Origin of the sequence: Brevundimonas sp. (assembly GCF_029945885.1) — a bacterium.
GTDB lineage: Bacteria > Pseudomonadota > Alphaproteobacteria > Caulobacterales > Caulobacteraceae > Brevundimonas.
The window spans coordinates 66,784-89,235 of sequence record NZ_JAQSDK010000001.1 but is presented as its reverse complement, the minus strand read 5'-3'; the positions used below and the strand labels follow the sequence as shown (position 1 = coordinate 89,235).

The window sequence follows — 22,452 nt, the reverse complement described above, 5'->3', positions numbered from 1 at the left end:
GTGCCCGGCACGGTCGACGCCTGGTGGAGCGCGCACCAGCGCTACGGCAAGCTGCCGTGGAAGGACGTGCTGCTGCCCGTCGCCGAGCTGTGCGAGGAAGGGGTGCCCATGCCCCAGCTGATCGCCTGGTATCTGGAACGCAATATGGCGGGCTTTGACGCCTCGTCAGCGCTGATCGAGGAGAACGACAACCGCAAGAAGGTCTATGCCGCGATCGGCCGGACCCCGGCGGTCGGCGAGGTGTTCGCCAATCCGTATCTGGGGCGCACCCTGCGGCTGATCGCCGAGGGCGGGCGCGACGCCTTCTATGACGGGGTCATCGCCGACCATATCGAACGCTATTTCCGCCGCATCGGCGGCTGGATGACCCGGGCCGACATGGCCGCCCACCACACCGAATGGGTCGAGCCGATCCGCACCAACTACCGGGGTGTCGACGTCTATGGCCTGGGTCCCAATACCCAGGGCCTGTCGACCAACCAGATCCTGAACGTCTGCGAACAGTTCGACCTGAAGGGGATGGGGTTCCAGTCGGCCGCCTCGATCCACCATCAGGCCGAGGCCAAGCGGCTGGCCTTCGAGGACCGGGCCCGATGGTTCGCCGATGCCCGCTTCAGCGCGACGCCGGTCGACTGGCTGAACTCCAAGGCCTATGCCGCCGAACGGGCCCGGCTGATCCGGCCCGACCGGGTCATGGACCGGGTCTTCCCCGGCGATGCGCCGACCCAGGGCGACACCACCTATTTCAGCGTCGCCGACAGCGACGGCATGATGGTCAGCTGGATCCAGTCCAACTATCGCGGCATGGGCTCGGGTCTGGTCGCCGACGACGGTCAGGGCAATCCGCTCGGCTTCATGTTCCAGGACCGGGGCGAGCTGTTCGCCCTGACCGACGGCCATCCCAATATCTATGCGCCGGGCAAGCGGCCGTTCCACACCATCATCCCCGGGTTCGCCTGCAAGGGGGGCGAGCCGTGGATGGCCTTTGGCGTCATGGGCGGCGGCATGCAGCCCCAGGGCCAGGCCCAGATCATCATCAACATGGTCGACTATGGCCTCGATCCGCAGGAGGCCGGCGACAGCCCGCGCTGGCAGCATGAAGGCTCGTCCGAACCGACGGGCCAGCCGGCCGAGGGCGTCGGGACCCTGTTCCTTGAAACCGGTGTTCCCGCCGCGTCAAAGGCGCAACTCGAGGCCATGGGCTGGGTTCTGGGCGGCCCCAACGGCGGCTTCGGCGGCTACCAGAACGTGGTGCGTCAGGTGAACGCCAGCGGCCCCTGGACCTATGGCGCGGCGACCGAGATGCGCAAGGACGGGATCGCGCTGGCGTACTGAGCGGGGGGGACGACGGTCGACCTGGCCGGCCGCCGGACCTTCCCGGGCCACGGTTTCGAGACGACTTCGGGGCTGCACAAGGTCGTTCCGGCCACGGCCGTCAGCCGGTGGCCGGTCAGGGCCTGATGCGTTCCGGTGGAGTCCGGTCGGCCAATGCCCGGGCGATCAGCTGGTCGCCGGTCGCCGCCGGGGAGGCGAAGGCCTGCTCCGGCCAGTCCGGCATCAACCGGTCCAGCGCGAGCATCAGACCCAGTCCTTCGTCCTGGCTCCAGTGGCCGCCGCCGCCGCGCACGAAGGCTGTGGCGGCGTCCGGCAGCAGGCCGCCGCCCTGCGGGTCGGTCAGCCACATCCAGGCGGCCCAATTGCCGGTCCCCTCCAGCGTCAGGAAGACATCATCGGCCTCGCCATACAGGGCGTCGCCGCCGGTGAACCAGCGGGCGCGACGCTCCGCCATCTGTCGGAAGGCCGCGGCCAGGGCAGTACGCACGTCGCTCACGTCCGCGATCGACGCCGCCCTGTAGAACAGGTCCCGTTCGACCTCATAGGCGGGCCGATAGCCGGGTCGGTCACCAAAGCGGTCCTGGACCACATCGTCGTCGCTGTCTTCGGGCAGGCCACGCGCCAGAAGATCGTCGACCCGCGCGCCCAGACCGGCGGCCTGCTGGGTATGGGCGAACTCATGCATAAACACGACCATCGACAGGCGGTCGCCGTCGCGCGGTTCGGTGCGATCTGCCCGCCACAGCGACGGCAGGGCCATGATGAAGAACATCCCGCCGTCCGACGTCGGCGACGCGAAGGCCAGTCTCTGCGCTGGAACCGTCGCCCCGTCCGGAAGACTGATGCGGCCGTCATGCGGTGCGCCGAGGGCGCTGTAGCGCCGTGATCCCGCCTGGATGTCACCGTCCGGATCGGGTGTCAGCGTGTAGGCGCAGCGGGCATCAAACAGCGTGATGACCGGGGTGACGGGTCGGGAAATCCTCAGTCGCCGGTGATCAAGCGTGTCCCACGCCGAAAGTGCCTGCTCAGTCCAGGTCCGGGGCTCGCCGACGAAACGGCAGGGCGACGCGGCGGCGGGCGAAGCGGCTGTCAGGGCGGCGGAGAGGAGCAGGGCGGCGATCATGAAATCGCATTGGCGGACTCCCCCATGAACCTCAAGTGAACTTCTGTTCAGGAGAGCGCGGGGTCGGCGGCAGGGCCGTCAGCCGCGATCTCTGCCGGCTCCAGCTCATAGACGGTCGAGCAGTATTCGCAGGTGACGCGGATCTTGCCGTCATCCTCGATCATGTCGGCCAGTTCGGTCGGGTCGAAGGAGGCCAGGACCGAACCGATACGGTCCATCGAACAGCGACAGACGGCCTTCAGCGGGCGGGCGTCCTCGAGCCGGACGCCGTCCTCGTGGAACAGGCGGAACAGCAGGATTTCAGGCGTGACCGTGGGGTCGAGGAGTTCGTCGTCGGCCAGGGTCTGGAACAGGGCCCGGGAGCGGTCCCAGACCTCCTCGGTCGAGCCGCGGGCGTCGTCGGCGGCGATGATCTGGATCATGGCCCCGCCCGCGCGCCAGTGGGTTCCGGTGGCGTCGGTGACGGCACCGACGGCGAGCTTGACCCGGGTCGGAACCTGTTCGGACTGCTGGAAATAGTGTTCGGCGCACAGCGACAGGCTTTCGCCCTCGATCGGGGTGATGCCCTGGGTGCGTTCGAAATCGGGGCCGCGATCCAGAGTCATCACGAACAGGCCCTTGCCCAGCAGGGCCTGGGCCCCCGGGCGGGAGAAGCCGGTCGAGGCGGCGGCGACCGCGTCCGGATCAAAGCGGCAGAAGCCGCGCATGGTGCCGTCGGTGTCATAGTCGGCGACGACGAAACGCACCGGACCGTCGCCCTGGGCCTGGACGATCAGCCGGCCCTCGAATTTCAGGCTGGAACCGACGAGGGCGGCCAGGGCGCAGGCCTCGCCCAACAGGGCCGCGACGGGCTCCGGATAGATATGGGCGGACAGGATGGTGTCGACGGTCTCGCCCAGGCGCACCAGCCGACCACGCACCGGCCAGCCTTCGATCTGGAAGGCGGCGGCGATGTCGTCGACTGGAGTCGAATCGGGCGCGTGATCGGTCACGGAGGGTCCTCGCAGGCGGCGTGGGGGAAGCGATGCAAGATAGGCACCCGTCTCGCCGATAGTAAGGGGGACATGATACGGTGGAGGGCCGCCGGGGTCGTCCCGCTCCGGCCGAACCCGTCGAGGCCAGATCATGTCCGCGAAGCCGACCCTCAAGCCGCTTGATCAGCAGGCCGTGGTGATCACCGGAGCCACATCCGGCCTGGGTCTGGCCACGGCGCGCCGGGCGGCGAAGGCGGGAGCCTGTGTGTTTCTGGTTGCGCGCAGCGAGGCGGATCTGAAGGCCCTGTGCGAGTCGCTGCAGGCCGAGGGCGCGCGATGTGCCTATGCCGTGGCGGATGTGGCGGATTTCGACGCCCTGTCGGCGGCGGCCGACAAATGCCGGCGGCTGTTCGGCGGGTTCGACACCTGGGTCAACAATGCCGGGGTGTCGATCTTCGGCCCGATCCGCGAGACGACTCTCGAGGATCAGCGGCGCCTGTTCGAGACCAACTACTGGGGCGTGGTCAACGGTTCGATGGTGGCGGCGGACCATCTTCGGACCCGACCGGGCGGCGGGGTCATCATCAATGTCGGGTCGATCCTGTCCGATGCGCCGATGCCGGTCCAGGGCGTCTATTCGGCGTCAAAACATGCGGTGAAGGGGTTCACCAACGCCTTCCGGATGGAGCTGATGCGCGAGCAGACCCCGGTGATCGTCAGCCTGGTCAAGCCGGCCGCGATCGACACCCCCTATTCGCGCCACGCCCGGAACCTGACCGGACAGGCGGTCCACAATCCCCAGCCGGTCTATGCGACCCATGTCGTGGCCGACACCATCCTGTACTGCGCCACCCATCCGGTTCGCGAGATCACCGTCGGTGGGGGCGGGCGACTCATAGCCGCGTTCTACTCGGCCGTGCCGGGTCTGGCGGAACCTCTGTTCGCCCGGTTCGCTCCCAGTCTCATGCGGGACCGCGGTTCCGCCTATCAGCCGTATGAGGACGGGCTCCATGAGTCCGCCGATGACGGCCTCGAGGAAAAGGTTCACTATCCAATGGTTCGACAATTCAGTGTCCTGGCCGAAGTCCGCAAACATCCCGGCATCACGACGGCCGTCGTGGCGGTGCTGGCAGGGGTCGGACTCGCCACCCTGCTGCTGAACCAGCGCTCGGGACCGACCCGGTTCGAGACCCTGCGCGGCCGGATCGATCCGCGCGGCTGGCTCGACACCGGCGCGCTGCGGGATCAGTTCGATGACCTTGCCCGCAACATCCGGCAGGGTCTCGACGAGGCGGGCGAACGCGCCGGCGATCTGGGTGAGGATACCCGGGACAAGGCCGGCCGCTGGTATCGCGACGCACAACGCAGCTCGCGCAAATCACTCAAGCGAACCGGCAAGACGGCGCGGCGCTATGCCGACAAGGCGGGCGGCTACGCCCGCAGCCATGCCCGGGAGGGCGGGGCCCTGCTGGCCATCGCCACGATCGCCGCCGCCATCGGGGCCGTGGCGCTGGAATCCCGCCGCGCCAACGCCCCGACACGCAGTTCGACCCGCTACTGACCGCATAGGCCATTGCTGCAAGTGCGAAGGTGAGTCAGGTTGGGGCATGACCCACCGTCCGACCTTCGTGTTTGATTTCGACTCAACGCTTGTCGCGTTTGAGTCCCTTGATGAGCTGGCCGATCTGGCGCTCGACGGCAGCGCGGAGAGTGACCGGATCCGCGCCGATATTGCCCGGCTGACCAACCTGGCCATGACCGGGGAGATCGCCTTTGGCGAGGCCCTGCGACAACGGCTGGCCCTGCTGCCGCTAACCGCGACGCATGTCGCGGCCCTGGCCGAACGGTCGATTGATGCGATGACCCCGTCGATCGCCCGCAACCGCGACTTCTTCCGCAGCCATGCGGGCCGTATCGTCATCGTCTCCGGCGGTTTCCGCGAGATCATCGCCCCGGTGGCCGAGGCGCTCGGCGTGCCGGCAGATCGGGTTCTTGCCAATGACCTCGTCTATGATGCCGAGGGCCGGATGACGGGGGTCGACGACGCCAATCCGCTGGCCGGGGCCGGCGGCAAGGTGGAGGCCCTGACGGGGCTGGGCCTGACCGGGCCGGTGGTGATGGTCGGGGACGGCTGGACCGATTTCGAGGTTCGTCAGGGCGGGGTGGCCGACCGATTCTATGCCTTTACGGAAATTGTGCGGCGCGAGACCGTGGTCGCCGCCGCCGACGGCGAGGCCGGCTCGCTGGACGAGGTTCTGCACGCCGAGGGCATCGCCGGGCGCTGGTCCTATCCGCGCAACCGGATCCGCATGCTGCTGCTGGAGAATATCCACCCGGCAGCGGTCGAGCGTCTGGAAGAGGCCGGCTATTCGGTCGAGAGCCTGAAGGGGGCGCTGGACGAGGACACGCTGATCGCGCGACTGAAGGGGGTCCATGTTCTGGGCGTCCGCTCCAAGACCCAGGTCAGCGCCCGGGTGCTGGAGGCGGCGGATCGGCTGATGGCGGTGGCGGCCTTCTGCATCGGCACCAACCAGATCGATCTGGATGCCGCCGCTGACCATGGCGTGGCCGTGTTCAATGCGCCCTATTCGAATACGCGCTCGGTGGTGGAACTGGCCGTCGGCCTGATGATCGTGCTGATGCGGGACGTGGCTGACAAGAACGCGGCCATGCACCGGGGCGAATGGAACAAGTCGGCGACCGGCTCGCGCGAACTGCGCGGCAAGACCCTGGGCATCGTCGGCTACGGGGCCATCGGCTCGCAGTTGTCGGTGCTGGCCGAGGGGCTGGGCATGCGGGTCGTGTTCCACGACCTGACCGAGCGTCTGGCCCTGGGCAATGCGCGACGGATGCGGTCGCTGGGGGCTTTGCTGGCCGAGAGCGACGTGGTCAGCCTTCACGTCGATGGCCGGGCCGAGAATGCGGCCCTGATGGGGGCGGCCGAACTGGGCCGGATGAAGCCGGGGGCCCTGCTGCTGAACCTGTCACGGGGTCATGTGCTGGACGTCGGGGCCCTGGCCCAGGCGCTGGGATCGGGACGAATCGGCGGGGCGGCGGTCGATGTCTTCCCGGAGGAGCCCGCGACCAATGCCGAACCTTTCGACAGTCCGCTCAGAGGATTGTCGAATGTGATCCTGACGCCACACGTGGGCGGATCGACCGAGGAAGCCCAGGAGGCGATTGCCGAATTCGCGGCCGACCGGCTGCTGGGATACCTCAATCGTGGCGACACGACCTTCTGCGTCAACCTGCCCAATGTTCAGTTGTCGGAGGTGACCGGCGCGCACCGGATTCTCCATATACACCGGAACCAGCCGGGGGTTCTGGCCGACCTCAACAGGGCGCTGGCCGGTGCGGGGCTCAACATTCTCGGGCAACATCTGAAGACCGATGAGCGGACCGGCTATGTGATCACCGACGTCGATCGTGACTATGAGCCCCGTGCTCTTGAGGCGGTCAAAGAGGTCGTCGGAACGCTGAAGTTCCGCATGTTGCACTAGAAGCTTCCGTCGCGGCATCTTGCGCGAGGCTGAAAGCAGCGCAGAGTGGGCTCCAACGACCGCGTATCGACGGTTGAGGGAGGTTTTCTGATGTCTCGTTTCCTGAGTAGCGCTGCGCTCGCAGCTCTTACGGTCGCGGCCGCCTGTGCGGTGGCCGGTGCCGCCAGTGCCCAGAGCTATGGCCGACTGGTCGTGTTTGGCGACAGCCTGAGCGACAACGGCAACCTGTATGCCGCCACCGGCAATACGACGCCGACCTCGCCCCCCTATTACCTGGGTCGATTTTCGAACGGGCCGGTCTTCACCGAACTGCTGGGCTTCAACGCCGGCCGGTCGGCCCTCGGTGCCCCGGTGACCGGCAGCATCAACTATGCCTACGGCGGCGCACGTTCGGACAGTTCGGCCTTCCCGCCGGGGATGCGCAACCAGCTGCTGGCCTATACGGGCGGCGGCGGCACCTTCGGGTCCAATGATCTGGTCAGCATCCTGGGCGGGGCCAACAACCTGCTGCAGGGCGTTCCTGTCGCAGCGGTCGCCGTCAATCCGACCGGTACCCTGGGCGCGATGGCGATCAGCGCGGCGACCGACATCACCTTCATCACCAACAGTGTGGCCGCGGCCGGCGCGGGGACCATCCTGGTCTCCAATCTGCCCCGGCTGAGCGTGACGCCGCAGTTCAACCAGGGACCCGGCCTGCCGGCGGCGGCGCTGGCCGACTACGGCGCATCGACGTTCAACGGGGCGCTTCTGACCGGTCTGATGACCACGGCCGCGGCCAATCCGAACACCAACATCATCATGATGGACCTGTTCAAGGTCGGCAGTGTGATCACCGCCGATCCGGGAGCCTTCGGCCTGACCAATGTGCAGGACACCTGCTTCAACGGGTTGACGGTCTGCGCCTCGCCGGATTCGTATTTCTACTGGGATACGGTGCACCCGACGGCGGCAGGGCATCGTCTGCTGGCGGCCCTGTCGAACGACTATCTCTATTATGGCGACATCGGTGCCCAGTCGACGGTGCAGGGCGAGACCGCCTTCCGCCAGCGCGAGGACATGCTGGACCTGTCGAGCGAGGCCGTCTCGGGTCACGCGCCCTGGGAGGCCGGGACCCGGCTGATGTTCGGGGTTCTGACCGACAGCGTGAAGACCGACGCCCGCGGCTCCGTCGCCGAGACCGATGCTGACGGCTGGGGCGGACGCGTGGCCATCGATCATGTGTCCAGCGCGAACTGGCGCGTCGGCCTGGCCGGATCGTTCCGCACCACGGACGTCAAGGCCGGGGCGATGTCCTTCGACCAGCGCAGCTACGGCTTTGATGCCTATGCCGGCTGGCGGTCGGGCAATATGTTCGCCAACGCCAGCGCCGGCGCGGCGATCGAGAAGTTCGACAATATCGAGCGGCTCACCTCACTGGCGCCGATCGTCCATACGGGCGAGACCGACGGCGGCAGCCTGGGCGCACGCGTGCAGACCGGCATCTGGTACGACATGGGCGGTATCGCCATCTCGCCGCGCGTGGGAGTGACCTGGGTCAAGACCACGGTCAACGGCTATAACGAGACCGGCGCGGCCGCCGAATATGCCTATCAGGACCGCGTCCTGCAGGGCGTCAGTGGCGAGATCTCGCTGCGGGCCGAAGGTGGCGGTGAGGGCATGTCCTTCTACGTCGAGGGCGGCTATCGCGATGGTCTGTCGGAGAGCTTCGACCCGGTCCGGGTCGGGATCGCCGGCAATCCGGCCCAGATCCTGGACCGGGAGTTTGACGATCCGTTCGGCGGCTCCTTCCTGGCCTCGGCCGGGCTGGAAACCCACATGGGTCCGGTCAAGGTTTCGGCCGGCTATCGCGGGCGGTTCGGCGACAAGGCCGACAGCCACAGCGGGGCCCTGACCTTCAGCCTGCCGCTCTAGAGCAGACTGAACCATCAGACCGGGGGGCGCGTCACCGCAGGGTGGCGCGCCCTTCGCTTGTTCCACCCCTGCGACGACCTGACGCTGGCGACGCCCCAAAGTCGCCCCATGGAGTCTTAGAACGGCGGCCTTACCGGCGTCGTTCGCCCCGGTGCGCCGCAGGCGGACCCGACGACGTCCCATCCCGCTCCCTGAGCCGAAGCCGGAGACGTCGCCTCCATGCGAAGCCTGTTGCCGACCGCACGGTCGATTCTGATTCATACCGGCCAGACCGCCATCCTGGCCGGTATGGCTGTCCTGGCCATGGCCGCCGCCCCGGTGGGCGTGTCGGTGCAGGCGACCGAGGCCGCCGCCGTGTCCGCCGAGACCCCGGCCCGCCCGCCGCTGCGCGCCGTGGCCGAGCCTGCCGGGCCGGTAACCCGTCAACTGCTGTTCAGCGCCCCGGTGCGCGGCTATGGCGTCAACTCGCCCTACGGTCTGCGCAAACTGGCCGGAGAGGCGCGGGCCCGGGCCCACAAGGGGGTCGATATCGCCGCGCCCAAGGGGACCCGCGTGCAGGTGAGCGCCGAGGGCCGGGTGCTGCGCACCGGCTATGACGCCGGCGGCTTTGGCAATTTCATCGAGGTCAGCCACCCGAACGGCATGACCAGTCTCTATGGCCATCTGAGCCGGATCGATGTGGCCTCGGGTATGACGGTCGAGTCGGGTCAGCGCATCGGCCTGGTCGGCTCGACCGGCTATTCGACCGGTCCGCATCTGCATTTTCAGATCGAACGCAACGGCCGGATCGTCGATCCGTCGCGCGTCGTTGGACGGTCGTTCGACGTGGTGGTCAAGTCCGGCAAGGCCTGATCTCCCGGCGGGGATATCCCGGCAGCGCTGGATCGGTCCCTGAGACCCGAAGATCGTCGCTCCCCGGGGTCTCACCCCGCAGGAGCGGGGTGGGGCGCGAGCTGATCAATCATACGTTGTGGGTCCCTTTCAGGTAGCGAGACCGGCGCCGGGCTTGCTAGGTTGGCCGTCACGATCCGGGAGGCGACATGACGGCGGCACTGACACTCGACGGACTGAGCAAGCGATACGGCGATTTCCAGGCCGTGCGCGATCTCAGCTTCCAGGTCGAGAAGGGCACGATCTGCGGCTTCCTGGGCCCCAATGGCGCGGGCAAGACCTCGACCATCCGCATGATCCTGGGCCTGCAGTCGGCCAGTGCCGGACGGATCGACATCCTCGGCTCGAACGACGGCCGCAAGGTGCGCGACCGGATCGGGTTCCTGCCGGAGGAGCGCGGTCTCTACAAGAAGATGACGCCGGTCGAGGCTATCGCCTTCTTCGGCTCGCTGAAGGGGCTGCCGGCCAGCGAGGGTCGCCGTCGCGCCCGCGAGATGCTGGACGCCCAGGGGCTGGGCGAGTCCAAGCGCAAGAAGATGAAGGAGCTGTCCAAGGGCATGTCCCAGAAGGTTCAGCTGATCGCCGCCGTGGTGCATCGCCCCGAGTTCGTGATCCTGGACGAGCCCTTCTCGGGCCTCGATCCGGTCAACCAGCAGGGGCTGGAGAGCATTATCCGCGATCTGGCCGCCAACGGGGCCACCGTCCTGTTCTCGACCCATGTGATGCAGCACGCCGAACGGCTGTGCGACAAGGTCGTACTGATGGCCCGGGGTCAGAAGGCCTTCGAGGGCACGGTGACCGAGGCGCGGGCGACCTCGCGCCGGTTCCTGGAACTGGAGGGGAAGATCGCCCCGGAGCAGGCCGCCGCCCTGCCGGGCGTGGCCCATGTCGATACGGTTTCGGATCTGGACGGGGTGCGGGTGCTGAAGGCCCAGCTGTCGCCGGGCGGCCAGGGGCAGGAGGCGCTGAAGGCGGCCTTCCTCGGCGGTCTGGACGTGCGGCGGTTCGAACTGCGTGAGCCCAGCCTGCATGACGCCTTTATCGACCTGACCGGGGACCATCCCGACCAGGACCAGTCGGTGAAGGCCGCCCAGGCGGAGGTCGTTCGATGAAACGTATCCTGTTGATCGCGCGCCGCGAATACGGTGCCTATGCCCGCACGGTCGGCTTCTGGCTGTCGCTGCTGGCCTTTCCGCTGTTCGCCGTCCTGGGCGGCGGCATTCCGCTGCTGATCAAGTCGTCCGAGCCGGTCAATGAAGTGGTGCTGATCGAGGAGGGGCCGGCGGCGACCGGCCTGGCGTTGGCGGTGCGCGAGGCGCTGCAGGCCGATATCGATCGACGTTCGGCCCAGGCCGAGGAGGCTACCCAGGCCGCCCAGGCCATGGTCCCGACTGGTCCAGAGGCCGGAGCGGAGACCGCGGCGGCCAGTCCCATGCTGAACAGCGCGAGTTCCAGCGCCGTGGCGGCCCTGGGGCGATCGCGTATTCGCCTGGTCGACGCCCCCGCCGACATGGCCGCGGCCGCGCCGGGGTCCGATCAGGATGCGGTCGTGAAACGCTATCTGGGGGATGAGACTCCCAAGGCCGACCGGCTGGATGCGGTCGTCTTCCTGACCCGTGTCGATGGCCGCCCCGCTGCCCGGGTGTGGACGGCCGGCACGACCAACAGCACGGTCGAGAGCTTTGTGCGACGTTCTTTGCGCACGGCCAACAGCCGCCAGGTGTTCGAGGCCGCCGGCATCGACCCCGCCGTGGTGGCCGAGACCGAGCGGTTCGAGCCCGAGGTGATGGCCTTTTCGCCCAAATCGATCAGTGGCGGCGAGCTGTCGTTCCGGGACCGCGCCCCGGCCTTCATCGGTCTGGCCTCGGGCTTCATCCTGTGGTCGCTGATCATCACCGGAGCCTCGATCCTGCTGAACAGCGTGATGGAGGAGAAGTCGAACCGGATCCTCGAGGTCCTGCTGTCCTCGGCCTCGGCGACGGAGATCCTGACCGGCAAGGTGCTGGGCGTGGCCCTGCTGACGCTGACGGTGATGGCCGCCTGGGGCGGGATCGGCGCCGTCAGCCTGATATCCTTCGCCCCGGACCGGGCGGGCGACATCGGTCAGGTGCTGCTACACGGCGGGATGCTGGGCTATTTCGCGGCCTATATGGTCGGCGGTTATCTGATGTATGCGGTGCTGTTCGCCGCCATCGGGGCCTTCTGTGAGACGCCGCGCGACGCCCAGACCCTGATGGGGCCGATCATGATGATCCTGGTGGTGCCGATCCTGGTCATGCAGATGGCCCTGCAGACGCCCAATGCCCCGGTGGTCCAGATCCTGTCCTGGGTGCCATTCTTCACCCCCTTCCTGATGCTGGCCCGGATGCACAGCGCCCCGCCGATGATCGAGATCGTCGGCACCATGGCGGGTATGTTCGTCACTGCCCTGTTCATGGTCTGGGTCGCCGGTCGCGCCTTCCGTGCCGGAGCCCTGTCGGACATCAAGCTGAGCTGGAAGAGCTTCGTCGGGGCGGTGAAGGGCGGGCGGTAGGACCTCTTCGTCGTCGTCATCCTTCGGCGCTTCAGCGCCGCGACCGGAGGACCCAGCGGCACCGAAGGTGATCTGTTCAGCCAGGCTGTTCGCGACAGGGTCGCGCTCTCGCGCGCCGCTGGGTCCTCCGGTCTCGGCTACGCCTCGCCGTAGGATGACGACAGCGAAGAGTGAAGCGGTGGAGGGGCCCGATCGCGTCTGAAGCCGACAGCCCCGCCGTCTCGCCGGCTTTGCCGTCGATCCACCTCCCCATCGCTTCGCGACAGGGAGGAGACAATCGCACAAGGAAAAGGCCGCTCCGGTTGCCCGGGGCGGCCCTTGAAATCCTGGAGTGGCGTTCGCTTAAGAGCGGTTGCCGCCGCCGGCAGCACCGGGACCCGGCACGCGGGGCTTCGGAGGCGGCAGGAGGCCTTCGCGCTGCATACGCTTGCGCGCCAGCTTGCGGGCCCGACGGACAGCCTCGGCCTTTTGACGGGCGCGCTTCTCCGAAGGCTTCTCATAATGCACGTGGCGCTTCATTTCACGGAAGCTGCCTTCGCGTTGCATTTTCTTCTTGAGGGCTTTGAGCGCTTGATCGACGTTATTATCGCGAACGAAAATCTGTACCAGGGTTATCTCTCCTTTGACCGCCCGCCGCGTCCTTTCAAAGGGAGACGGGCAGACAAATAAAATCGTGCACCGCCGAGCATGGCCCACGGGTGAAGGCGGGCTGATACACGAGAGCCCCCCCCGTGTCCAGATCGTCGCGGCGGGAGATCGTGGCTCGCGAACCCCGCCCGGAAGGCCTATTCTGCGGGCTGGAGACCGTGATTTCACTCTAGTCGAAGGCCGTTGGGCGCGCCATGACCGCATCGCAGACCTTGCCCCCCGAGGGCGACTGGGCCGACCGGATGGAGCAGGCGGTGCTGGACTCCGCCGTCGCTCTGGCCCCGAAGCAGGGGTGGAATTCAGCGATGGTGCGGGCGGCCTGCGCCGCCGAGGGCCTGTCGCGGGGCGATGAGGAGCTTTTGCTGCCCAATGGGGCGCGCGATCTGGCGGTCCTGCTGTCGCGCCGTCATGACGCCCGGGCCCTGGCCGAGCTGGCCACGGTCGAGGCCCAATCCCTGAAGATGCGCGAGCGAATCGCCCGGGCCGTGTCGGCGCGGATGGAGGCGGGGGCCGCCGATCTTGAGGCCACGCGCCGCTGTGCCGCCTTCCTGGCCCTGCCGACCAATGCCGATCTGGGGCTGAAACTGGCGTGGGAGAGCGCCGACCACCTGTGGCACTGGGCCGGGGACACGGCGACGGACTGGAATCACTATTCCAAGCGCACCATCCTGTCGGGGATTCTCATCCCTGCGTTGACCCTGCGCTGGTTCGACGGACGCGAGGCGGCCGAGGCCTTTGTCGCCGCGCGGATCGAGAACGTCATGGCCTTCGAGAAATGGAAGGCGGGCAAGGATTTCGACGCCCCGATGAAGCGGGTGACGGAGATGCTGAGCCGGATGCGCTACGGGGCGAAGGTCGAAACCTGACCTTTCGTCATCCTCCGGCAAGCGGCGCAGCCGCGCAGACCGGGGGACCCAGCGGCGCCGAAGGCGAGACGGTGGAGGACGCAGCCGCGCTCGCGGCAGTTTCGCGCTCACGCGCGCCGCTGGGTCCCCCGGTCTCGCTGCGCTCGCCGGAGGATGACGACAGTTAAAGAGGCTTCACCCGGTTCACATGGGCCATCTTGCGGCCGGGGCGGGCCTCGGCCTTGCCGTACAGGTGCAGGCGGGCGTCGGGTTCGGCGGCCAGGGCCGGCCAGGCGTTGACGGCCTCGCCCAGCAGATTGGTCATCTCGACCCGGGCGTGGGCCGTGGTCGGGCCCAGCGGCCAGCCGGCGACGGCGCGGATATGCTGTTCGAACTGGTCGCAGACACAGCCATCCTGGGTCCAGTGGCCGGTGTTGTGCACGCGGGGGGCGATCTCGTTGACCAGCAGGGTTCCGTGTCCGAGGTCGAACAGCTCGATGCCGATGACCCCGACATAGTCGAGCCCTTCCAGCACGGCGGTGGCGATGGCGCGGGCGCGGGTGTCGGTCTTCGTATCGACCGCGGCCGGGGCCAGGGTGGTGGCCAGCACGCCGCCAGCATGGTGGTTCTGGCCCAGCGGATAGACGGCGATAGTGCCGTCGCGGCCGCGGGCGGCGATGATCGACAGTTCGCGGGTGAAGTCGGCCTTCGCCTCGAGGATGGCGGGGACCTCGCCGATGGCCTTCCAGGCGGCGGCGGCCTGTTTGGCGGTGCGGATCCAGGCCTGGCCCTTGCCGTCATAGCCGTCGCGGCGGGTCTTGAGCAGGGCGGGCAGGCCCAGGCGGGTCACGGCGGCAGTCAGGTCGTCGAGGCTGTCGACGGCGGCGAAATCGACCGTGGTGGCCCCGACGGCGTTGAGAAAGGTCTTTTCCACGACCCGGTCCTGGGCCGTGGACAGGGCGGTGGGGCCGGGCGCGACCAGGGCCCCGCCTCCGGCCAGGGTTTCGATAGAGGCGGCGGGGACGTTCTCGAACTCGAAGGTGACGACATCGCAGACCCGGCCCATGACGTTGAGGGCGGTGGGGTCGTCATAGGCGGCGACGATCTGGCCGCGCGAGACGCGCCCGGCGGGGCTGTTTTCCTGTGGATCGAGGATGACGACGTCGAAGCCCAGCCGCGCGGCGGCCTGGGACAGCATCCGGCCCAGCTGGCCGCCGCCGAGGATGCCGAGGGTGGAGCCGGGCGGAAGCGGGGCCACTCAGTCCTCGACCGTCTCGTGGACCGACTCGGTCAGGGCCTCGCGGTAGCCGGCGAGGCGACCGGCCAGGGTCTCGTCGGACAGGGCCAGGATCTGGGCGGCCAGGATGCCGGCATTGGTGGCCCCGGCCTCGCCGATGGCCAGGGTGGCCACGGGCACGCCGCCGGGCATCTGGACGATGGACAGCAGGCTGTCGAGGCCGCTGAGGGCTTTCGACTGGACCGGCACGCCCAGCACCGGCAGTTCGGTCATCGCGGCGGCCATACCGGGCAGGTGGGCGGCTCCACCGGCCCCGGCGATGATGACCTTGAAGCCCGCGGCCTGCGCCCCCGAGGCGAAGTCGAACAGGCGTTTGGGCGTACGATGGGCGCTGACGACCTTCGCCTCCCAGGCCACGCCGAGGCGGTCGAGGGTTTCGGCGGCGCGCTTCATCGTCGGCCAGTCCGAGCGGCTGCCCATGATGATCGCCACGGGCGGTGTCGTCGCCATATCGCCAAGCTCCCCCAGGCCCGCCGTGCGGCGTTCCTGACTATGGACTGGGGCGCAATCGGGTCCGATACCGGCTGGATCGCGCTCCGGGAAAGAGGCCGGTTACAGCACACGCGTTGCGCCCGCAACCGAGGGCAGTAGCATGGGGGTCCGACGCGACGGCTGAGTCGCGCCGCCGGGAGTTTTTCTGACCGTGAGCCAGACGGCCGCTATTGACCTGAATATCGAGATCGAACGCCTGCGCGCCGAGGTCGAGAGCCTGCGGGCGCGGGCCGAGGCGGCCGAGGCGGCGGCGGACACCGATGTACTGACCCCCGTCCTGAACCGGCGCGGCTTCATCGGGGCGATGAACCGGACCATGGCCTATTGCCAACGCCATGGCGTGCCGGCTGTGCTGCTGTATCTGGATCTGGACGGGTTCAAGCGGGTCAATGACGAGCTGGGCCACGCCGCGGGCGATGCCGCCCTGGTTCAGGTGGCCGAGTTGATGCTGACCAATCTGCGCGAATCGGACGCCGTTGGACGGCTGGGCGGCGACGAGTTCGGCCTGCTGATGCTGAACGCCGGGGTCGAGGAAGGCCGCGAGAAGGCCCTGAAGCTGTCGGCGGCGATGGACGATGAAGGCTTCACCTGGGAAGGCACCCGCGTCGCCCTGGGCGGCTCGTTCGGGGTGCGCGGCTGGACCGATCACAGCGATGCCGAGGTCTGGCTGGCCGAGGCCGACGCCGCCATGTGGGTGCGCAAGAAGGCGCGCTGAGCCCCGGTCGTCAGCCGGTCAGGCGATGATGTCAGGCAGGATGCGGTTCTCGACCTTGGCGATTTCGTCGCGAAGCAGGAGTTTCTTGCGCTTGAGGCGGGCAATCCGCAGCTGATCCGGAATCGGCAGCTGACCCAGGGCGTCGATCGAGGCGTCGAGGTCGGCGTGTTCGGTCTGCAGGGTCTTGAGCCGCGCCAGCAGGGCGAGCTGATCCTCGTTCAGATAGGGTAGGTCATCATTCATGGTTCGGCCCCGGCGTCGCTGCTTATAACCGAGGGCGGCTCAGGCCGGAAGCCGTTCGGCCAGACGTACCAGGGCCGCGCGTGGCGTCACCGCCCCCCAGGTCCGGGCGGCGGCGACCAGGGCGGTGATCGGTGGCTGTGGCGCGGCGTCCGGCGCGGGGGCCAGAGCCTCGAGCGCGGCCAGCAGATGGCGTTCGGCCGCCAATTCGATGGCCTTGACCTGGGTCCGGACGGCCTCGCGTGCCGGATCATCGATGTCCGGGATCGGGGCCCTGAGCGTGCGGCGTACGGCGCGCAGCGGGGCGACGGCGGCCAGGTCCCAGGCGCGGGCGGTATCGGCGGCGGCCTCGATCGTCTCCGCGTCCGGGCGGCGGCCGGTGGTGGCGGTCCAGGCGGCCCACAGCAGCAGGGGGACATTCTGTTCGTGGAGGTCCTGCAGGCCGAGGCAGGTCTCTGACACCCCCTCGGTGCCATAGGCGCGCACGGCCCAGTCCCACAGGGTCATGGCGCGGTCGGCCCCTTGAGACCGCCCCAGCGCCGCACCGCGGCCCAGTCGAGGCCGAACAGGTCCAGGGCGCGACCGACCGACTGGTCGACCATCTCGTCGATCGATGCCGGGCGGGCATAGAAGGCGGGCAGGGGCGGGGCGATGATGGCACCCATCTCGGCCAGGGCGGTCATGGTGCGCAGATGGCCAAGGTGCAGCGGGGTCTCGCGCACCATCAGCACCAGGGGGCGGCGCTCCTTGAGGGTCACGTCGGCGGCGCGGGTCAGCAGGGTCGAGGTCACGCCGGTGGCGATCTCGCCCATGGTGCGGACCGAACACGGGGCGATGATCATGCCCAGGGTCCGGAAGGAGCCCGAGGCAATGGTGGCCCCGACGTCGGTCAATTTGTGCACGACGGTGGCCCGGGCCAGCAGATCGTCGGGGCTGAGGTCGGTTTCCTGGGACAGGGTCAGCAGGGCTGCGCGGGTCACGACCAGATGACTTTCGACGCCGAGTTCAGCCAGGGCGTCGAGCGTCCGTGCGCCGTGAATCACGCCGGATGCGCCGGAAATCCCGACCACGATACGGGGCGGATGGCTGCGTATGGCTCCGTTCACATCTTCGGCCATTTTGGGGTCCAGGGTCTCCGTGTCCGGACGGTCGGCAGGGTCACCCATTTGTGATTCCACAGCCGCCTCCGTCAGGCGTTCATTGTGTGGTCCCTTAGACATGGAGGCGCAAGCCATGACCATTGAGGCTCGTATTCGCGAACTGGGAAACCGGCATCGTTCACTGGATGAGACGATCCAGCGGGAACGGATCCGACCGTCCGTGGACTCGTTGCAACTCAGGGAACTCAAGACGCGGAAATTGAAGCTCAAGGAACAGATTACCAGCCTGGAGGCGCGAACGGGCTAGGCTCCGCGTCTCCGGAAAACACAAACGGCCCCGGGAGCGATCCCGGGGCCGTCCTGTTTTGTCCTCCCCGATGGGGGAGGAACAAAGCCTAGTCCTTGGTGCCGAACACCGAGGCGGCGGTGGGCTCGGCCCCGCGACGCTCGCGCGCCTCGGGCACGAACTCGGGCTCGGCCGGTTCGGCCTCGACCGGCTGCATGGTGGCCCCGCCCTTCTTGGCGTCGTCCCTGGCCTTCTTGTCGGCGGCCTTCCTGACCAGTTCGTCGAGGGCCAGCTGGCCGACGAGGCCCAGGGTCACCGGATCGACCGGCTTGATGTTGGCGCTGTTCCAGTGGGTGCGGTTGCGCACGCTGTCGATGGTCGACTTGGTCGTGCCGAGCAGTTTGGAGATCTGGGCGTCGGTGACCTCGGGGTGGTTGCGCACGAACCAGGAGATGGCGTCCGGGCGGTCCTGACGGCGCGAGACCGGCGTGTATTTCGGGGCCGGCTTGTGGGCCTTCATCAGTTCGGCGTGGCGGCTGACCACGGCACTCATCCGATAGGTGTCGTCGGCCTGGGCACGGTCGAGTTCCTCGCGGCTCAGCTGGCCGTTGACGAGGGGGTCGGCCCCGCGGATGTCGCGGGCCACGTCGCCGTCGGCGATGCCGCGGACTTCGAGCGGGTGCAGGCCGCAGAAGTCAGCGATCTGGTCAAAGGAGAGGGAGGTGTTGTCCACCAGCCAGACCGCAGTGGCCTTGGGCATCAGGATTTCGGTCATGAACGTAGTCCGGTTCTTGTCTGGTCAGCCCGGTCGCCGGGCTCTGGATACGACGGCGCCCGGCCTTTCGACCGGGCGTGCATCGTCACGATATAGGCTGTTTCGCGGGAAAAGAAAATGAAGACCGTCAGCGCCATACAGCCAAGGTTCATCTGCGGCGACCGATGCTGGCCCTAACGGCGCGATCCGCAGCCGCAATCAGATGGAGGGACCCATGTTGATCACCAGCCTCGCCGCCCTGGCGGCCCTGACGACCGCGCCCCAGCAGGCCGCGCCGCATGATTATCAGGAGCCGCAGCGCGTTTCGCCGCGCGGCAGCTACAGCCGCAGCTGCAGCGGCGACTACGTCAACCAGGGCCGGCTGTATGCCGACTGCCGGGACACGCGCGGCAATGTGCGCGGGACGTCGATCGAGCTGAACCGCTGTTCCAGCCATGACATCGGCAATGACAACGGCCTGCTGGTCTGCGGCCCGGTTCGCGGCCAGTACGAGGACCGGCGCGGCGATAATGGCCGTGGCCGTGGCGATCGCTGGGACGATCGCAATGACCGCAACTATCGCGGTGGCCGCAGTTCGATCACCGTCTATCGGGATGCCGATTTCCGCGGGGCCTCCTACAGCTTCGACGGCGAGGTCGTGAATCTCGGCAATACCCAGTTCAACGACGTCATCAGCTCGATGCGGTTCCGTGGCGAATGGGAGGTCTGCACCGACGCCTACTTCCGTGGCCAGTGCCAGACCTTCAGCGACGACGTTCGCAATCTGGGCCGGTGGGGCATCAATGACCGGATCTCGTCGATGCGTCCGCTCCGCCGCGACCGCCGCTGACCCCTGTCGGCACTAGCCGATCGTCAGCACCACCTTGCCGACGTGCTCGCCCGCCTCCAGCCGGAGGTGGGCGAGGGCGGCCTCGGCGAGGGGGAAGACCGCCTCGACCGGCGGGCGCACGGCCCCGGCGGCGACCCAGGGCCAGGCCACGGCCTCAACCGCGGCTATGAGCCTTGCCTTCTCGTCGGCGGGACGGGCCCGCAGGGTTGAGCCGGTCAGGACGATCCGCTTCATCATCACGCGCGCCAGATCGATCTCGGCCCGGTTGCCCGACAGGGTGGCGATCACCACCCAGCGCCCGAATGGCTTCAGCGCCTCGAGGTTGAGGGCGGCATAGTCGGCCCCGACCATGTCCAGAACCACATCGGCCCCGCCGAAGCCGGCGATGGCGGCGGCCATGTCATCGGTCGTGGCGTCGAGGCTGAGGTCGGCCCCAAGGGCCCGGGCGGCGGCGGCCTTGGCTGATCCGCGCGAGGTGGCGATAACGCGGGCCCCGGCGGCCCGGGCCATCTGGATGGCGGTGACGCCGATGCCGCTGGTCGCGCCGTGCACCAGCAGGGTCTCGCCCGCCTTCAGGCCGCCCGACTCGAACACATTGGTAAAGACGGTGCAGACGGTCTCGGGCAGGGCTGCGGCCGCGATCCAGTCCAGTCCATCGGGGACGGGCAGGGCGTGGCGCGCATCGACCACCGCATATTCGGCATAGCCGCCGCCGCCCAGCAGGGCGCAGAGGCGATCGTCGAGCGCCCAGCGCGACACGCCGTCACCGATCTGGTCGACCTCGCCCGCGACCTCGAGGCCAAGGATGTCCGAGGCCCCGGGCGGGGCCGGGTAGCGGCCGAGCCGCTGCAGGATGTCGGGACGATTGACCCCGGCGGCGCGGACGCGAATGCGGATCTGGCCCGGTCCGGCAACCGGTTCGGGCCGGTCCGTCATGACCAGGGCCGTCGCGGGGCCTGATCCGCCGGTGATTTCCACTGCCTTCATCCGAAACATCCCGCTCTTGCAATCGTCTGTGTCCAGGCGTTCAGATAGGGCTTCGCGCGGTCCATAGCCAAGGAGGCGACGATGACTCTGGAAGACCTTGAGCCCCGGCCGCAGCGCGGGGCGGCCCTGACGGCGCTGGCGCGCGAGGATCTGGACCTGTTCTCGGTCGAGGAACTGGGCGAGCGGGTCGAGGCGCTGGAGGCGGAGATCGCCCGGGCCCGCGCGGCCATGGACGGCAAGTCCTCACGCAAGAGCGCCGCCGACGCGCTGTTCAACTTCCGCTCGTAGCCGGGCGTGGCCCGTGGCATGACGATTGCTGGTCTGACATTGATGGCCCCGATATGGGCCGACAGTGATACGGACGCCTGTGCTTTCCATGAGTGTATTTGAGTTGATGGCCAGCGACGACAACATCCTTTCCACCTCGGGCCGCAGCCGCGCTGCGGTTGTCGACGGTTTCGCGCGCTCGGAACTGTTCGACCGGACGTTCCGTGAAGGGATGGAGCTGGTCGAGGAAACCGCCGCCTATCTGGACGGTGACGGCCGCCGCGAATCCAAGATGCTGTCGCGGGCCGTGGCCCTGGCCTATGCGGGCGAGAGCATGAAGCTGACCACCCGGCTGATGCAGATTGCGTCCTGGCTGCTGATCCAGCGCGCCGTGCGCGAGGGCGACATGGCCTCGGAAGCCGCGTGTGAGCCGCGCTACCGGCTGAACGAACCCAAGGCCGAGATCGACCCGACCCATCCCGAACTGCCGATCGCCCTGGTCGAATATCTGGTCCGGGCCGAGAAACTGTTCGGCCGGGTCCTGTACCTGGACCGCCGCATGTATCTGGACGGTCCCGAGGAAGAGGCCGAGAATCCCGTGCTGAGCCAGATGGGCAAGCTGGAAGCGGCGTTCAGGCTTTAGGGGGCGGGACGGCATCAGGCCTTCAGCTGACCTCTTCCACCATCCCGAGACAGACTGTCCCCTGATCAGCTCGCTCAGCCCCGGAGCGGGATCATTCTGTCTGGTGATGGAGGCGAAATCGGCTGGGCATCGGCCATGACGGCCGGCCGGCTACATCGGCGGGGTCACGCCGTCCTTGCCCATCGCCACAAAGCCGGCAGACGTCGTCCCCTGCGGTATAACGGCGTACACCTTCTGTCCAACCGCCAAGGAAGGCCTTTCGGTCGGTTCGAAACGCACGATCGGCGTTCCCTCGGGAATAGTGACGTTTGCCGTGCCGCCCTCGTAGGAGATGGTCAGCATACGGCCACCGGACGACGCTTCACTGCCGGCAACCGTGCCGTTGGTCATGGCGCTCTGGGCCTGGACGGTCCCGTTGGTCATCGCGCTCTGGCTCGCGACCGTGCCGTTGGTCATCGCACTCGACACGACCGGGCCGCCACCGCGTGATGCGACAACGCCGGGTACGTCCCACGCATAGTGACCCTCGCCGGCGCCGCGCATCGATTCAGGAAAGATCACCAACTCCAGCGCACGAAGCGCCGTCTTCGGACCCGTTGTTGCGGTCCCGACGAAATCGCCGTCCTGGAGGGTCGAAAGGCTGGACGCTACAACCCAGACAAAACGCGTTGTCGCCGCAACCGGCACGGCGACCGTTCGGCCATCCCAGGTCTGAACCGTCAGCGAACCGTCTGTCACGGACTGGACTGTGCCGCGCACCCGCACGGTGCTGTTGGTCGCGTCGGCGACCTCGACAGCGGGGCTTGTCGGCTCCGGGGCAGAGCATGCCGCGAGCATCGCCAGCACGGTGGAGACAAGGGCCAGGTTTCTAATCGGTGTCATCATGCATCCGTTCGTCGGAGAGGGTCGGCGTTCGACACCGGGGCCGTTAGGATAATGCACCTTCGTGGCGGTGCCGCCCTGTTCCGGCGTCTGCGACGAATGGTCCACGATCCTGTGCCGTGCGCCGGCAGCGAACCCGACCCAGGCAAACCGGCGGCGTTTCCCGGCGCTGATCAGGG

Annotated in this window: 24 protein-coding genes and 1 pseudogene; 14 read left to right on the top strand and 11 right to left on the bottom strand. The window is 68.0% G+C overall.

Annotated elements, in window-relative coordinates:
* Nucleotides 1-1,335, top strand: a 1,335-nt coding sequence (locus PSV00_RS00440; protein ID WP_300443516.1) for a gamma-glutamyltransferase family protein, incomplete at its 5' end; no start/stop codon positions are given.
* A gap of 115 nt (nt 1,336-1,450) precedes the next feature.
* Here the strand turns inward: PSV00_RS00440 and PSV00_RS00435 are convergent.
* On the bottom strand, nt 1,451-2,458 hold the full coding sequence (locus tag PSV00_RS00435; protein ID WP_300443513.1) for a hypothetical protein: 1,008 nt from the start codon (nt 2,456-2,458) through the stop codon (nt 1,451-1,453).
* Between the two features lie 47 nt (nt 2,459-2,505).
* Nucleotides 2,506-3,450 (bottom strand): Hsp33 family molecular chaperone, encoded by a 945-nt coding sequence (locus PSV00_RS00430; protein ID WP_300443510.1) that lies wholly within the window; start codon nt 3,448-3,450, stop codon nt 2,506-2,508.
* Nucleotides 3,451-3,583: 133 nt separating this feature from the next.
* Here PSV00_RS00430 and PSV00_RS00425 point away from each other — a divergent pair, with 133 nt between their 5' ends.
* The 7 genes and pseudogenes from PSV00_RS00425 (at nt 3,584) to PSV00_RS00400 (ending at nt 12,267) form a co-directional block, all read left to right on the top strand.
* Nucleotides 3,584-4,993, top strand: coding sequence for an SDR family oxidoreductase (locus PSV00_RS00425; protein WP_300443507.1), 1,410 nt, complete (start codon nt 3,584-3,586; stop codon nt 4,991-4,993).
* Nucleotides 4,878-5,570 (top strand): annotated as a pseudogene (locus PSV00_RS15285) (HAD-IB family phosphatase); the annotation flags it as partial. The gene PSV00_RS00425 and the pseudogene PSV00_RS15285, both read left to right, overlap by 116 nt.
* 132 nt (nt 5,571-5,702) lie before the next feature.
* On the top strand, nt 5,703-6,932 hold the full coding sequence (serA, locus tag PSV00_RS15280) for a phosphoglycerate dehydrogenase (protein WP_366944624.1): 1,230 nt from the start codon (nt 5,703-5,705) through the stop codon (nt 6,930-6,932).
* A 90-nt stretch (nt 6,933-7,022) separates the two neighbouring features.
* Entirely contained in the window at nt 7,023-8,843 is a 1,821-nt protein-coding gene (locus PSV00_RS00415) for an autotransporter domain-containing protein (protein WP_300443502.1), read from the top strand.
* 219 nt (nt 8,844-9,062) lie between these two features.
* On the top strand, nt 9,063-9,695 hold the full coding sequence (locus PSV00_RS00410; protein ID WP_300443499.1) for a M23 family metallopeptidase: 633 nt from the start codon (nt 9,063-9,065) through the stop codon (nt 9,693-9,695).
* A 188-nt stretch (nt 9,696-9,883) separates the two neighbouring features.
* Nucleotides 9,884-10,846, top strand: a complete 963-nt coding sequence (locus PSV00_RS00405) for an ATP-binding cassette domain-containing protein (protein WP_300443496.1) — start codon at nt 9,884-9,886, stop codon at nt 10,844-10,846.
* Nucleotides 10,843-12,267, top strand: a complete 1,425-nt coding sequence (locus PSV00_RS00400; RefSeq protein WP_300443493.1) for an ABC transporter permease — start codon at nt 10,843-10,845, stop codon at nt 12,265-12,267. Before PSV00_RS00405 ends, PSV00_RS00400 begins: the two co-directional genes overlap by 4 nt.
* 342 nt (nt 12,268-12,609) lie before the next feature.
* On the opposite strand, the gene rpsU is transcribed toward PSV00_RS00400, so the two are convergent.
* Nucleotides 12,610-12,876: a 30S ribosomal protein S21 gene (rpsU, locus tag PSV00_RS00395; RefSeq protein ID WP_201104539.1), complete on the bottom strand. Its 267-nt coding sequence runs from the start codon at nt 12,874-12,876 to the stop codon at nt 12,610-12,612.
* 233 nt (nt 12,877-13,109) lie between these two features.
* Here rpsU and PSV00_RS00390 point away from each other — a divergent pair, with 233 nt between their 5' ends.
* On the top strand, nt 13,110-13,781 hold the full coding sequence (locus PSV00_RS00390) for a COQ9 family protein (protein WP_300443490.1): 672 nt from the start codon (nt 13,110-13,112) through the stop codon (nt 13,779-13,781).
* Nucleotides 13,782-13,944: 163 nt separating this feature from the next.
* Here PSV00_RS00390 and PSV00_RS00385 read toward each other — a convergent pair whose 3' ends face one another.
* Together PSV00_RS00385 and purE are read right to left on the bottom strand one after the other, a co-directional pair.
* A complete protein-coding gene (locus PSV00_RS00385; RefSeq protein ID WP_300443488.1) occupies nt 13,945-15,018 on the bottom strand; it encodes a 5-(carboxyamino)imidazole ribonucleotide synthase in 1,074 nt (357 codons plus the stop codon).
* Entirely contained in the window at nt 15,019-15,507 is a 489-nt protein-coding gene (purE, locus tag PSV00_RS00380) for a 5-(carboxyamino)imidazole ribonucleotide mutase (RefSeq protein WP_300443485.1), read from the bottom strand.
* A gap of 193 nt (nt 15,508-15,700) precedes the next feature.
* On the opposite strand from purE, the gene PSV00_RS00375 reads away from it, so the two are divergent.
* Nucleotides 15,701-16,264 (top strand): GGDEF domain-containing protein, encoded by a 564-nt coding sequence (locus tag PSV00_RS00375; RefSeq protein ID WP_300443483.1) that lies wholly within the window; start codon nt 15,701-15,703, stop codon nt 16,262-16,264.
* An 18-nt stretch (nt 16,265-16,282) separates the two neighbouring features.
* On the opposite strand, the gene PSV00_RS00370 is transcribed toward PSV00_RS00375, so the two are convergent.
* The 3 genes from PSV00_RS00370 to PSV00_RS00360 are packed head-to-tail and all read right to left on the bottom strand — an operon-like array spanning nt 16,283 to nt 17,622.
* Nucleotides 16,283-16,507 carry a DUF465 domain-containing protein gene (locus PSV00_RS00370; protein ID WP_300443481.1) on the bottom strand — a complete coding sequence of 75 codons (225 nt, stop codon included), beginning with the start codon at nt 16,505-16,507 and terminating at the stop codon, nt 16,283-16,285.
* Between the two features lie 39 nt (nt 16,508-16,546).
* Nucleotides 16,547-17,011, bottom strand: a complete 465-nt coding sequence (locus PSV00_RS00365) for a TIGR02444 family protein (protein WP_300443479.1) — start codon at nt 17,009-17,011, stop codon at nt 16,547-16,549.
* Nucleotides 17,008-17,622, bottom strand: a complete 615-nt coding sequence (locus tag PSV00_RS00360; RefSeq protein WP_300443466.1) for a UbiX family flavin prenyltransferase — start codon at nt 17,620-17,622, stop codon at nt 17,008-17,010. Before PSV00_RS00360 ends, PSV00_RS00365 begins: the two co-directional genes overlap by 4 nt.
* A gap of 115 nt (nt 17,623-17,737) precedes the next feature.
* Between PSV00_RS00360 and PSV00_RS00355 the strand changes: the two genes are divergently transcribed.
* Nucleotides 17,738-17,911: a DUF465 domain-containing protein gene (locus PSV00_RS00355; protein WP_300443464.1), complete on the top strand. Its 174-nt coding sequence runs from the start codon at nt 17,738-17,740 to the stop codon at nt 17,909-17,911.
* Between the two features lie 88 nt (nt 17,912-17,999).
* Here PSV00_RS00355 and PSV00_RS00350 read toward each other — a convergent pair whose 3' ends face one another.
* Nucleotides 18,000-18,665 (bottom strand): cell cycle transcriptional regulator TrcR, encoded by a 666-nt coding sequence (locus tag PSV00_RS00350; protein ID WP_300443462.1) that lies wholly within the window; start codon nt 18,663-18,665, stop codon nt 18,000-18,002.
* A gap of 214 nt (nt 18,666-18,879) precedes the next feature.
* Between PSV00_RS00350 and PSV00_RS00345 the strand changes: the two genes are divergently transcribed.
* Nucleotides 18,880-19,494: a beta/gamma crystallin-related protein gene (locus tag PSV00_RS00345; RefSeq protein ID WP_300443459.1), complete on the top strand. Its 615-nt coding sequence runs from the start codon at nt 18,880-18,882 to the stop codon at nt 19,492-19,494.
* A gap of 12 nt (nt 19,495-19,506) precedes the next feature.
* Here the strand turns inward: PSV00_RS00345 and PSV00_RS00340 are convergent, their stop codons facing one another.
* Nucleotides 19,507-20,481: an NAD(P)H-quinone oxidoreductase gene (locus PSV00_RS00340; RefSeq protein WP_300443456.1), complete on the bottom strand. Its 975-nt coding sequence runs from the start codon at nt 20,479-20,481 to the stop codon at nt 19,507-19,509.
* An 81-nt stretch (nt 20,482-20,562) separates the two neighbouring features.
* Between PSV00_RS00340 and PSV00_RS00335 the strand changes: the two genes are divergently transcribed.
* Nucleotides 20,563-20,769 carry a DUF1192 family protein gene (locus tag PSV00_RS00335; protein WP_300443453.1) on the top strand — a complete coding sequence of 69 codons (207 nt, stop codon included), beginning with the start codon at nt 20,563-20,565 and terminating at the stop codon, nt 20,767-20,769.
* 88 nt (nt 20,770-20,857) lie between these two features.
* Nucleotides 20,858-21,391 (top strand): DUF1465 family protein, encoded by a 534-nt coding sequence (locus tag PSV00_RS00330; protein WP_300443450.1) that lies wholly within the window; start codon nt 20,858-20,860, stop codon nt 21,389-21,391.
* A gap of 150 nt (nt 21,392-21,541) precedes the next feature.
* On the opposite strand, the gene PSV00_RS00325 is transcribed toward PSV00_RS00330, so the two are convergent.
* Nucleotides 21,542-22,276: a hypothetical protein gene (locus tag PSV00_RS00325; RefSeq protein ID WP_300443447.1), complete on the bottom strand. Its 735-nt coding sequence runs from the start codon at nt 22,274-22,276 to the stop codon at nt 21,542-21,544.
* Nucleotides 22,277-22,452: the final 176 nt, after the last annotated feature.

Excerpts from the sequence above, each read along its gene's own strand:
- PSV00_RS00335 (WP_300443453.1), top strand. The coding sequence starts at position 20,563 with ATGACTCTGGAAGACCTTGAGCCCCGGCCGCAGCGCGGGGCGGCCCTG.
- PSV00_RS00415 (WP_300443502.1), top strand. The coding sequence starts at position 7,023 with ATGTCTCGTTTCCTGAGTAGCGCTGCGCTCGCAGCTCTTACGGTCGCG.
- PSV00_RS00405 (WP_300443496.1), top strand. The coding sequence starts at position 9,884 with ATGACGGCGGCACTGACACTCGACGGACTGAGCAAGCGATACGGCGAT.
- PSV00_RS00325 (WP_300443447.1), bottom strand. The coding sequence starts at position 22,276 with ATGATGACACCGATTAGAAACCTGGCCCTTGTCTCCACCGTGCTGGCG.
- PSV00_RS00425 (WP_300443507.1), top strand. The coding sequence starts at position 3,584 with ATGTCCGCGAAGCCGACCCTCAAGCCGCTTGATCAGCAGGCCGTGGTG.
- PSV00_RS00340 (WP_300443456.1), bottom strand. The coding sequence starts at position 20,481 with ATGAAGGCAGTGGAAATCACCGGCGGATCAGGCCCCGCGACGGCCCTG.
- PSV00_RS00355 (WP_300443464.1), top strand. The coding sequence starts at position 17,738 with ATGACCATTGAGGCTCGTATTCGCGAACTGGGAAACCGGCATCGTTCA.
- PSV00_RS00345 (WP_300443459.1), top strand. The coding sequence starts at position 18,880 with ATGTTGATCACCAGCCTCGCCGCCCTGGCGGCCCTGACGACCGCGCCC.
- PSV00_RS00360 (WP_300443466.1), bottom strand. The coding sequence starts at position 17,622 with ATGGCCGAAGATGTGAACGGAGCCATACGCAGCCATCCGCCCCGTATC.
- PSV00_RS00365 (WP_300443479.1), bottom strand. The coding sequence starts at position 17,011 with ATGACCCTGTGGGACTGGGCCGTGCGCGCCTATGGCACCGAGGGGGTG.
- purE (WP_300443485.1), bottom strand. The coding sequence starts at position 15,507 with ATGGCGACGACACCGCCCGTGGCGATCATCATGGGCAGCCGCTCGGAC.
- PSV00_RS00390 (WP_300443490.1), top strand. The coding sequence starts at position 13,110 with ATGACCGCATCGCAGACCTTGCCCCCCGAGGGCGACTGGGCCGACCGG.
- PSV00_RS00435 (WP_300443513.1), bottom strand. The coding sequence starts at position 2,458 with ATGATCGCCGCCCTGCTCCTCTCCGCCGCCCTGACAGCCGCTTCGCCC.
- PSV00_RS00370 (WP_300443481.1), bottom strand. The coding sequence starts at position 16,507 with ATGAATGATGACCTACCCTATCTGAACGAGGATCAGCTCGCCCTGCTG.
- PSV00_RS00330 (WP_300443450.1), top strand. The coding sequence starts at position 20,858 with ATGAGTGTATTTGAGTTGATGGCCAGCGACGACAACATCCTTTCCACC.
- PSV00_RS00410 (WP_300443499.1), top strand. The coding sequence starts at position 9,063 with ATGCGAAGCCTGTTGCCGACCGCACGGTCGATTCTGATTCATACCGGC.
- PSV00_RS00400 (WP_300443493.1), top strand. The coding sequence starts at position 10,843 with ATGAAACGTATCCTGTTGATCGCGCGCCGCGAATACGGTGCCTATGCC.
- PSV00_RS00350 (WP_300443462.1), bottom strand. The coding sequence starts at position 18,665 with ATGACCGAAATCCTGATGCCCAAGGCCACTGCGGTCTGGCTGGTGGAC.